Source organism: Inquilinus sp., assembly GCF_039594555.1.
Lineage (GTDB): Bacteria > Pseudomonadota > Alphaproteobacteria > DSM-16000 > Inquilinaceae > Inquilinus.
The window spans coordinates 1-10,721 of sequence record NZ_JBCNNF010000239.1 but is presented as its reverse complement, the minus strand read 5'-3'; the positions used below and the strand labels follow the sequence as shown (position 1 = coordinate 10,721).

General features: G+C 73.3%; 6 protein-coding genes and 2 pseudogenes. 6 read left to right on the top strand and 2 right to left on the bottom strand.

All coding sequences use genetic code 11. The annotated features are described in order from the left end of the window. The 6 genes and pseudogenes from ABDW35_RS22955 to ABDW35_RS22930 all read left to right on the top strand — a co-directional run. Positions 1–645: pseudogene (locus ABDW35_RS22955) on the top strand (hypothetical protein); the annotation flags it as partial. Continuing rightward, positions 642–2,660, top strand: a complete 2,019-nt coding sequence (locus tag ABDW35_RS22950) for a vWA domain-containing protein (protein WP_343716203.1) — start codon at positions 642–644, stop codon at positions 2,658–2,660. The pseudogene ABDW35_RS22955 and the gene ABDW35_RS22950, both read left to right, overlap by 4 nt. After that, positions 2,657–3,388, top strand: coding sequence for an ABC transporter ATP-binding protein (locus tag ABDW35_RS22945; RefSeq protein ID WP_343716202.1), 732 nt, complete (start codon positions 2,657–2,659; stop codon positions 3,386–3,388). Before ABDW35_RS22950 ends, ABDW35_RS22945 begins: the two co-directional genes overlap by 4 nt. Beyond that, a complete protein-coding gene (locus ABDW35_RS22940; RefSeq protein WP_343716201.1) occupies positions 3,385–4,599 on the top strand; it encodes an FtsX-like permease family protein in 1,215 nt (404 codons plus the stop codon). Before ABDW35_RS22945 ends, ABDW35_RS22940 begins: the two co-directional genes overlap by 4 nt. Continuing rightward, positions 4,592–5,902 carry an ImcF-related family protein gene (locus ABDW35_RS22935; protein ID WP_343716200.1) on the top strand — a complete coding sequence of 437 codons (1,311 nt, stop codon included), beginning with the start codon at positions 4,592–4,594 and terminating at the stop codon, positions 5,900–5,902. The genes ABDW35_RS22940 and ABDW35_RS22935 overlap by 8 nt, the downstream gene beginning before the upstream one ends. Next, entirely contained in the window at positions 5,899–7,401 is a 1,503-nt protein-coding gene (locus tag ABDW35_RS22930; RefSeq protein WP_343716199.1) for a M23 family metallopeptidase, read from the top strand. The genes ABDW35_RS22935 and ABDW35_RS22930 overlap by 4 nt, the downstream gene beginning before the upstream one ends. Here ABDW35_RS22930 and ABDW35_RS22925 read toward each other — a convergent pair whose 3' ends face one another. Then, a complete protein-coding gene (locus tag ABDW35_RS22925; RefSeq protein WP_343716198.1) occupies positions 7,402–10,536 on the bottom strand; it encodes an efflux RND transporter permease subunit in 3,135 nt (1,044 codons plus the stop codon). It abuts the gene before it with no gap. Further along, a pseudogene (locus ABDW35_RS22920) lies at positions 10,533–10,721 on the bottom strand (hypothetical protein); the annotation flags it as partial. The gene ABDW35_RS22925 and the pseudogene ABDW35_RS22920, both read right to left, overlap by 4 nt.

Genomic DNA, 10,721 nt, shown 5'->3' with positions numbered 1-10,721 from the left:
GGCCCCACCTCGCCGCCCCCGCCGACGGCCGGGACCTCCACGCCGGTGCCCCCGCCGCCGCATGTCGGAGGATCGACCACCGTCCCGCCCCCGCCGACGACCGGGACCTCCACGCCGGTGCCTCCGCCGCCGCATATCGGGGGATCGACCACCGTCCCGCCGCCGCCTCCTGTCACCGGCACCACCTCGCCACCTCCGCCGACGGCCGGGACCTCGGCAACGGCGACCCTGCCGCCGCATTTCGAATGGCCGGGGACCAGCCCGCCGCCTCCGCCGGTCGTGCCGCAGGAGGAGTCGCTGCTGACCGACCCGCTGCCGGCGCCGAGCACCCCGGTGCTGCTGCGGATCGTGCAGCGGCCGGCGCAGGAGATCTATGCCATCGGGCTGCGCTACCTGACCGAGAAGCAGGACGCCCAGACGGCGCTGGCGCTATGGCTGGAAGCCTCGGACCGCGGCAGCGGCGACGCCGCCTTCGGGGTCGCCCGGTTCTATGACCCGATGCTCTGGAACCTGGGGCCGCACCCCTTCACCGCGCCGAATGCGGATCGGGCGCGTCGCTTCTATGAGCTGGCGCTGCAGCGGGGCGTGGCCGATGCGCGCGACCGGCTGAGCACCCTTCCGCCCAAGGCGGAGCAGAAGCCATGAGGGCGCTGCGGCGCCGCCCGCGCCTTGCCGCAGCCGCACTGCTGCTGGCCCTGCTCGCCGGGATCCTGCCCGCGGCGGCGCAGTCGCAGCCTGCCGCCCCCGCCGCGCGGCAGCCGCTGTTGATGGAAGGCACCACCTCGCTGCAGCAGCGGATCCTGACCCGGCCGGGCGTGCGGCTGGCGAAGGCGCCGGGGGACGATCCGTCGGGGGCGGAGCTGCCGCCCCTGTCGGTGATGTTCGTCTATGCCCGCGTGCCCAGCCGCAACGGCGTGGCGCTGGAGATCGGCCCGGCGGCCGACGGCCGGACGCTGGGCTGGATCCCCGCGGCCCAGGCGATCGACTGGAAGCAGACGCTGGTTGTCGCCTTCACCAACCCGGTCAACCGCGACCGGGCGCTGTTCTTCGACGACTCCGCCCCCCTGCTGGCGCTGATGGAGGATCCGGCGGCCGCCACCAAGGCGGCGGCGCTGCGCCAGGCGGCGGAGAGCGGCAGCCCGTCGGCCGACAGCCACGTCACCTCGATCGAGCCACCGCGCTGGATCGACCCGGCCAAGACCTTCTACCTGCTGCCGATCCTGAACTGGACGAACGGCTATTTCGCCAGCGGTTTCAGCGGCCTGGCGCTGCAGGTGGCGGCGACCTCGCTGCAGGAGCAGCCGGGACCGGCGCCGGCCACCCCGACAGCACCCCAGCAGCCGGACCAGGGGGTGATGGCCGGCTACACGGCCGGCGTCGTCTTCGTGGTCGATACCACGATCTCGATGGACCCGTATGTCGAGCGCACGCGGGACACGATCCGGGCGTTGGTGGACAAGCTGTGGGCCCGCCGCGGCGACGCGCTGCGCTTCGGCCTGGTCGGCTTCCGCGACGTGCTGAAGGACGGCACGCCCGACGAATACGCCAGCCGGGTGTTCGCCGACCTGCCCGACCATGTCGACAAGACGCAGTTCCTGCGCCGGCTGGACGCGGCGGCGGCATCGCGCCGCGACAACCTGGATTTCCGCGAGGATTCTTTCGCCGGGGTCAAGGCGGCGCTGGACGAGATCGACTGGAGCGGCGTGTCCGGCCGCTTCGTCGTGCTGGTCACCGATGCCGGGCCGCGCCGGGCCGCCGACCGCTATTCCTCGACCCATCTGGACCCGGACCAGCTGCGGATCCTGGCCCAGTCCAAGGGCGCGGCGCTGATCACCATCCATCTCAAGACCGCCGCCGGCAAGGACGACCATGCCTCGGCCGAGGAGGCGTACCGGGCGCTCAGCGACTACCCGAATGTCGGCAGCCTGTACTTCCCGATCCAGGACGGCGACGTCCGCGCCTTCGGGGCGGTGATCGACCGGGTCTCCGGCATCATCGCGACGCAGATGGAGGATGCCGCCAAGGGCCAGGTCACGGCCGCCGAGCCGCCGGCGGAAACCGGTGGCGGCGACGACGCCAGCGCGGACACCGAGGCCTTCGCCCGGGCCGGGCTGGTCGGCCGCGCCATGCAGCTGGCCTATCTGGGCCGGACGGAGGGCAGCGTGCCGCCGCGGCTGTTCTCCGCCTGGGTGACCGACCGCGATCTGGCCGACCCGTCGCGCCGGACCCTGGATGTCCGGGTGCTGATCACCAAGAACCAGCTGTCGGACCTGCAGTCGACGCTGAAGACGATCATCGATGCCGGCGAGGTCACGCGCATCGCACCGGCCGACTTCTTCGGCCAGCTGCGCAGCGCGGCCGCGACCATGGCGCGCCGACCGGAGGGCGTGGCCCTGGCAGAGGGGCGGCGCCTGACCGATCTGGGCCTGATCGGCGAATATCTCGACGGCCTGCCCTATCGCAGCCGGATCATGGAGCTGACCGAGGATGACTGGCTGTCCTGGAGCTTCGGGCAGCAGCGGCAATTCCTGGACGACCTGGACGCCAAGGTCACCCTGTACCAGCAGATCTACGACAACGCCGACCTGTGGATCTCGCTCGACGGCAACCGCACCGGCGGCGACGCCGTCTACCCGATCCCGCTGGACGCCCTGCCGTGACCGTCGCCGGCGCGCCGGTCTATGCCCTGCGCGACGTCATGGTGCGCCGCGTCTCCGGCCCGGCGGTGTTCGAACTGCATGTGCCGGAGCTGACGGTCGCGCGCGGCGGCGTGGTGTTCCTGATCGGCCCGTCCGGCTCGGGCAAGTCCACCCTGCTCGACCTCCTGGCCGGCACCCTGGCGCCCAGCCGGGCCGCGGCCTTCACCCTGAACGACGGCGTGAACCCGCCCGCCGACCTGGCGGCGCTGTGGCGCGGCCGGCGGCTCGACGCGCTGGCGGAGCTGCGGGCCCGCCACATCGGCTATGTGCTGCAGACCGGCGGGCTGCTGCCCTATCTGTCGGTCGCCGAGAACATCGCGCTGACCGCCCGCATCGCCGGCCAGGTCGACCGCGGGCACGTCGCCGGGCTGGTCGAGCGGCTCGGCCTCGGCCGGCTGGCCGGGCTGCTGCCGGGCCGGCTGTCGGTGGGGGAGCGGCAGCGCGTCGCCATCGCCCGCGCCCTGGCGCACCGCCCGGCCGTGGTCCTGGCCGACGAGCCGACGGCGTCGCTGGACCCGCCGACCGCCGACCGCGTCTTCGGCCTGCTGGTCGAGACCGCGGAGCGGCTGGGCGTCACGGCCATCATCGCGTCGCATGACTGGTCGCGCGCCGAGGCAAGCGGGCGGCCGGTGATCCGGCACGCGCTGGAGCGGGAGGGCGGCGTCGTGCGCGCCACCTTCCGGTCATGAGGCGCATCCTGCTGGCCGCCGGCCTGGCCGGCCGCGACTTCGCCCATGACTGGCGCGTGGCCCTGTGCCAGGTGCTGGGCCTGGCGGCAGTGCTGGCGCCGCTGCTGGTGCTGTTCGGGCTGCGCTTCGGCCTGATCGACACCATGACCCAGCGGCTGATCGAGGATCCCCGCAACCGCGAGATCCTGCCCGCCGGCAGCGGCCGCTATGACGAGGCCTTCCTGGCCGAGATCGGCCGGGCGCCGGGGGTGGGCTTCATGGTGCCCGCGACCCGGGCGATCGCCGCCGGCTTCACCACCCTGCGCCGCGCGGATGAAGCCAAGCCTCCCCGCTCCGGCGTGGCGCTGCTGCCCAGCGGCCCCGGCGACCCGATGCTGGGCCGGGCCCCGCCGCCGGACGGCGATGCGGTGGTGATCAGCGAGCGGCTGGCCGCGACCCTGGGCGCCGCCGCGGGCGACCGGCTGGTGGCCACGATCACGCGGCAGCGCGACGGGCGGATGGAGAGCCAGGACATCCCCCTGACCGTGGCCGCCGTCACCGCGGCGCCGGTGGCCCCGGCCGAGGCGGTGCTGGCCCCGCTGGACCTGCTGGTGGCGACCGAGGACTGGCGCGATGGCCTGGCCGTCCCCGGCCGCGGCTGGGCCGGCGCCCCGCCGCCGGCGGCGCAGCGGGTGTTCGCCCGGTTCCGGATGTATGCCCGGTCGATCTACGACGTCGCCGGGATCGAGGCGATGCTGAAGGACCGCGGCATTGAGGTGCGGACCGCCGCAGCCGACATCCGCCAGATGCAGGCGCTGGACCGCAACCTGGGCATCGCCTTCTGGCTGGTCGCCGGATGCGGCGCGATCGGCTACCTGGTGTCGCTGGCCGCCGGGCTGCGCGGCCATGTCGAGCGCAAGCGGCGTGACCTCGCCATGCTGCGGCTGATCGGCCTGCCGACCCCGGCGCTGGTGGCCTTCCCGCTGACCCAGGCGCTGCTGATCGCAGTGCTGGGCCTGATCCTGGCCGGTGCCGGTTTCGCGGCCGCGGCGGCGGTGCTGAACACGGTCTTCGCCGACGGGCTGCAGGCCGGGGAGCGGATCTGCCGCCTGCTGCCGGAGCATGCCGCCATCGCCGCCGCCGTCACCGTGGCCGCCGCCCTGCTCTCCGCCAGCTGGGGGGCGCTGCTGGCGGCGCGGATCCAGCCCTCCGAGGCGCTGCGCGATGTCTGAGCCGCGCCGGCGCCGCCGCCGGCTGTGGCCGGCCATTCTCGCCCTGGTCCTGGTCGCGATCGCCGCCGGGCTGGCCGCGGTGCATCTCTCGAACCAGGACCTCGCCGCGCGCACCCGCGACGCCATCGCCGCCGCCACCGCAGCCCTGCCCCCGGTGACCCAGGCGCCCGATGATCCCGGCACCGTCCTGCCGGCGCTAGAGGCACTCGCATCGTCGCCACTGCCCGAGGACGGACCGGCCTGGTGGCGGCGCCCGGCCGTGAACGCCGTGGTGCTTGATGCGCTGGCCGCCGAGCAGCGGCAGCTGGACCGGCGCCTGCTGGGCGAGGCATTCCTGCAGCGCTTCGCCGCCAGCGTCCTGCTCCGGATCGACCGGCCCGACGTGGCGCCGGAGCTGGCCTTCGACGGGCTGAAGCTGCTGCTGGCCCTGGCCGGGTCCGGCCCGCCGCAGGACTCGCTGACCCGGGTCTGGGCTGAGGTGCAATGGTCCTTCGACGCTGCCGACCTGCAGGACCGGCTGCTGCGGCAGCTCGACCGCGCCCTGGCGGCCCGGCCGCGCCTGACCGTGACGCTCGATCCCGCCGCTATCGAGCGCGTCCGGGCGCGGCTGCGCGAGGCACCGCTGCCGACCCGCGCCTATGCCGCGATCCGCACCTCGGACGCGGCGCAGCGCCTGCCCGCCTTCCGGCCGGACCGGGTGCTGGGGGCCGACGGTTGGGCGGTGGGCCGGCGTTCGGGCCAATCGCTGGCGACGCCGATTCCCGGGCTGCTGACCGCGGCCGGCTTCCAGGAGGTGGTCGTGCCCGCCCTCGCCGACGTCTCCGCCTCGCTGCAATCCGACGCCTGGGTGCTGGGCGGCGGCACGGCCCCCCAGGCGACCGGGCGGGAGCTGACGGAGGCCGTGCTGGCGCTGTACCTGGCCGATGTCGGACAGGCCTGGGACGCGCTGCTGGGCGATATCGAGATCGTCAAGGTGCCGGCCGATCCGGATGAGGCCGCCAAGCTGGTGGCGGCGCTGACTCAGTCGCCCGGCCCGCTGCTGCGCCTGGCCGTCGCCGCTCGGCAGGCGACGCTGTTCGACACCGCCCAGAGCGCCGGGGCCGAGCCTCGGCTGGCGGCCCTGGCCGAGATGCTGGGGGGGCGCCGGCCCTGGCAGGAGGTCGACCGCCGCTATGCCTGGCTGCTGCCGGAGGGCACCGACCTGCCCGGCTTCGCGGCGCTGGCCGATGCGGCGCGGCCCTTCATCGACCGGGCCGGCAGCCTGCCCCGAGACCGCAGCCAGACCGCGCCGGGGCTGGATTGACCGCCGCACGCGACAGGGCGGCCGAGCCGCCGGTCACCGGGGCCGCCGGCGCCCCCCATGTCCTGGCGCGTCCGGAACTCGGCCTCTGGGCTGTCGCGGTGGCGGCAGGCGCCGTTGGCGCGGCCGAGGCGGCCGCGATTCTGGCCGATCTCGCGGCGCTGGATGCCCACCTGCCGCAGGCGGAAGCCGCGCGCCTGATCCGGCGGCGGCTGGAGCAGGAGGCGCTGCGCCTGGGCCATCGCAGCCGGGCGGCGCGGGGCGGCGAGGCAGGCGTTGCCGTGCTCGTCGCCCTGACCAGCCCGCCGCATCTGCTGTGCCTGCGGCTGGGCGGGGCCGGCCTGTATCGGCTCGACGGCGCGACGCCGGGGCTGGTGGCTTTTGCCGGGTCCGACGATGCGGCGGATGGCGGCCAACCGGTCCTGGTCGACACGCTGCGCACCCGGCTGGAGCCGGGCAGCATGCTGGCCTTAGCCTCACCGGCGCTGGCGCGGGCCCTGCCGGACGGGTCGGCCGCAGCGGCCCGGATGCCGCCCGCCGTGGCCGCGCGCTTCTTGGTCCAGCGGGCCGCCCCAGGCGATGACGGTCCGCCCGCCGCCATCGTCTTGGCGGTTCCGGCAGCGACGGAGCAGTCGGCCGCGACGGTAGAGGAACGGCCAGTCTCTCCCCCTTCCCGGCCCGGTCCGCGCCCCGCCTCTCCCCCCCGCCGGAGCGGCCATGGCGCGGGCATCCTGGCCGCCATCGCCGTGGTGCTGGTGCTGGGCGCCGCGGGCGGTGTCGGGCTATACGCCTGGATGCACCGGGAGGCGCCACAGCAGCCGGCCGGTCCCGGCGCGCCGCAGCAGGAGCCGGATGTCGCCGTGATAGCGCCCAGCCTGCCCCCGGCGGCGGTCGCGGCCGCCGATCGCCGCCTGGCTCAGGCCGCTCGCCTGGCCGTCGCCGTGTCGGCCATCGAGGGGGCGTTCACGCGCCTCGGGCTCGACACCGGCGCGCCGGTCGCCTTCCGCCCCTTCGCCCCGGCGGCCCTGGACGCCAGGGCGACCGCGTTGGCGGCCCGGCTGCCGAACCTGCCGCTGGCGACGCCGCTGCGCACCGAATACCGCATGTCCAGTCCGTTCGGGTACCGGCTGCATCCGATCAAGGGGATCGTCATCCTCCATGCCGGGCTGGACCTAGTGGCGCCGCGCGGAACGGCGATCTTCGCCACCGGAAGCGGGCGCGTGCTGCGCGCCGGCGTGGCCGGCGGCTACGGCAACATGGTCGAGATCCAGCATGCGGAGGGTCTGGTCACCCGCTACGGTCACATGGACAGCATCGCCGTGACCGAGGGCCAGGCGGTGACCGCCGGCACGGTGCTGGGGACGCTGGGATCGACCGGCGATTCGACCGGCCCGCATGTGCATTACGAGATCCGCCGCGACGGCCAGCCGATGGATCCGATGCCGTTCCTGGAGGCCGGCCAGGCGCTCAAGGCGCTCCTGGTCATCGCGATCCGGTCCTGATCAGACCGTGGGGCTTTGGAGCCGCACGGCCTTCAGCGCCTCCCTCCCCTGCCGCACCACACGACCCAGCCGCCCGAGATAGAGATAGACGACAGGCGTGGTGAACAGGGTCAGCACCTGGCTGACCATCAGCCCGCCGACGATGGCGTAGCCGAGGGGCTGGCGGATCTCCGACCCCGTGCCGGTGCCGACCATCAGCGGAATGCCGCCCAGGATCGCGCACATCGTGGTCATCAGGATCGGCCGGAAGCGCGACAGGCAGGCCTCGCGCACCGCCTCGACCGGGGTCTTGCCCGCCCGCTCCGCCGCCAGGGCGAAGTCGACCATCATAATGCCGTTCTTCTTCACGATGCCGATCAGCAGCACGATGCCGATGATCCCGATCACGTCGAGCGGCATCCCTGCCGCCATCAGCGCCAGCAGCGCGCCGACGCCGGCCGACGGCAGCGTCGACAGGATCGTCACCGGGTGGATGGCGCTTTCATACAGCATGCCCAGGATCAGGTAGACGGCGATCAGCGCCGCCGCGATCAGGGCCGGCTGCCCGGCCAGCGCGGTCACGTAGGCATGCGCCGTGCCCTGGAAGGCGCCCTGGATGCTGGCCGGCAGGTGCAGCGCCGCCACGGCGCGGTCGACATCGGCCACCGCCGTCCCGATCGAGCTGTGCGGCGCCAGGTTGAAGGACACCGTAACCGACGGGAACTGGCTCTGGTGATTGACCACCAGCGGCGCGGTCGCCGGCGCCTGGTGCGCGATCTCGCTCAGCGGCACCGGCTGGCCGGCGGAGGAGCGCAGATAGACCGACTGCAGCGCGTCCGGCCCCTTGCGGAAGGCCGGGTCGACCTCGAGGATCACATAGTACTGGTTCAGCGCGGTGAAGACCTTGGTGACCACCCGCTGGCCGAAGGCGTCGTAGAGGGCGTTGTCGACGTCCTGCGGGGCGATGCCGAGGCGCGAGGCCGCATCACGGTCGATCTGGATGGTGAATTGCAGGCCCGAGGATTCCTGGTCGCTGGTGACGTCGGCGACGCTGGGCAGCTGCGCCACCGCGGCGACCACCTTCGGCGCCCAGGATGCCAGTTCCTGCGTGTTCACGTCGGTCAGCGTGTACTGGTATTGGGTCTTGGCCACCCGGCCGCCGATGGTGATGTCCTGCGCGGCCTGCATGTAGAGCCGAATGCCGGTCACCGATTGCAGCCGCTTGTCCAGCCGCGCGATCACCTGGTCGGCGCTGGCGTTCGGGCCGCGCTGGCCCTGCGGCTTCAGCGAGATGTACATGCGCCCCTGGTTCGGCGACGGGTTGGTGCCGCCAGGCCCGATATAGCTGGCGACCGAGGCGACCGCCGGGTCCCGCAGCAGCACGTCGACGACCTGCTGCTGCTTCCCGGCCAGGTCCGATGTGGAGGCGTCCTGGGCCACCTCGGTGACGCCGGCAATCAGGCCGGTGTCCTGCTGCGGGAAGAAGCCCTTGGGGATGGTGACGAACAGGTACCCGGTCAGGGCGATGGTCGCGATCATGGCCGCGAGGGTCAGCCGCTGGTGCCGCAGCACCCGGTCGAGCGCCGCCTCATAGCCCGCGGCCAGGCGGACGAAGCCGGCCTCCAGCAGCCGGTACAGCCGGCCGTGCCGCGCCTCGGCCTGCGGCTTGAGCAGGCGCGCGGCGAGCATCGGCGTCAGCGTCAGCGACACCAGGGCCGAGACGGCGATGGCGACGGCGACGGTGACCGCGAATTCCTGGAACAGCTTGCCGATGACGCCGCCCATCAGAAGCAGCGGGATGAACACCGCGACCAGCGACACCGAGATTGACAGGATGGTGAAGCCGATCTGCCCGGCGCCATCCAGCGCCGCCTGCAGCGGCGTCTTGCCCTGCTCCAGATGGTGGACGATGTTCTCGACCATCACGATCGCGTCGTCGACCACGAAGCCGACCGCGACCGACAGTGCCATCAGCGACAGGTTGTCGAGCGAGTAGCCGAACACGGCCATCACCGCGAAGGTGCCGACGATCGAGATCGGCACGGCGATGCCGGGGATGATCGTAGCCCAGACGTTCCGCAGGAACAGCAGGATGGTCATCACCACCAGGCCGATGGTCAGGACCAGCGTGAACTGCACGTCGGCGACCGAGGCGCGGATGGTGGTGGTGCGGTCGGACACCACGGCGATCTTGATCGCCGGCGGGATCGACGCCTCGAGCTGCGGCAGCTCGCGCCGGATGCTGTCGACGGTCTGGATCACATTGGCGCCCGGCAGGCGCTGCACCGCCAGGATGATGCCGCGCTGGCGGCCGTACCAGGCGGCCAGCTGGTCGTTGGCCGGCCCGATCTCGGCATGGCCGATGTCGCTGACCCGGATCGGCGCGCCGTTCCTGTAGCCGATGATGGCCTGGTTGTAGCCGGCGAGCGTGGTCAGCTGGTCATTGGTCTGCAGCGCATAGGCCTGCTGCTTGCCTTCGAGCGTGCCCTTGGGATCGTCGACCGTGATCGACGACAGCGCGGTGCGGATGTCCTCCAGCGTCAGGCCCTGGGCGGCGAGCTGCTGCGGATTGACCTCGACCCGCATGGCCGGCTGCTGCTGGCCGCCGATGGTGACCAGCCCGACGCCCGGCACCTGCGACAGCTTCTGCGCCAGAATGCTTTCGGCATAGTCGTCGACCGTGGTCAGCGGCAGGGTGTCGGAGGTCAGGGCCAGGATCAGGATCGGCGTGTCGGCCGGGTTGGTCTTGCGGTAGGTCGGCGGCGTCGGAATGGTCTTCGGCAGGTCGCCGCCGGCCGCGTTGATCGCCGCCTGCACGTCGCCCGCGGCAGAGTCGACCGTGCGCGAGGGGTCGAATTGCAGCGTCACCTGGGTGAAGCCCAGCGCGCTGGCCGAGGTCATCTGTGACAGGCCGGGGATCTCGCCGAACTGGCGCTCCAGCGGCGTCGCCACCGAGGAGGCCATGGTCTCCGGGTCGGCCCCGGGCAGCTGCGCCGTGACCTGGATCGTCGGCAGGTCGACCGACGGCAGGGCCGCGACCGGCAGGGAGCGATACGCGACGATGCCGACCAGCACGACGCCGATCATCAGCATCAGCGTGGCGATCGGCCGCCGGATGAACGGGCCGGATAGGCCGCCGTTGGACGCGTTGCTCATGGCTGAATCCCCAGCTGGTCGGTCTGCGCGTTCATCAGCGGCGCGGCGGTGGTGTCGGGCGGGCTGCGCGCGGCCACAGCGTCGCCCGGCCGCAGCCCGTACTGGCCGTCGCTGACCACGGTCTGGCCCGCCGCCAGGCCGGAGGTGACCAGCGCGGTGCCGCGCACCGACTGCGCCACCTGGAT

What these genes read in the sequence shown, in the direction of transcription:
- ABDW35_RS22925 (WP_343716198.1), bottom strand. Translation starts at nt 10,536, where the DNA reads ATGAGCAACGCGTCCAACGGCGGCCTATCCGGCCCGTTCATCCGGCGG.
- ABDW35_RS22950 (WP_343716203.1), top strand. Translation starts at nt 642, where the DNA reads ATGAGGGCGCTGCGGCGCCGCCCGCGCCTTGCCGCAGCCGCACTGCTG.
- ABDW35_RS22940 (WP_343716201.1), top strand. Translation starts at nt 3,385, where the DNA reads ATGAGGCGCATCCTGCTGGCCGCCGGCCTGGCCGGCCGCGACTTCGCC.
- ABDW35_RS22935 (WP_343716200.1), top strand. Translation starts at nt 4,592, where the DNA reads ATGTCTGAGCCGCGCCGGCGCCGCCGCCGGCTGTGGCCGGCCATTCTC.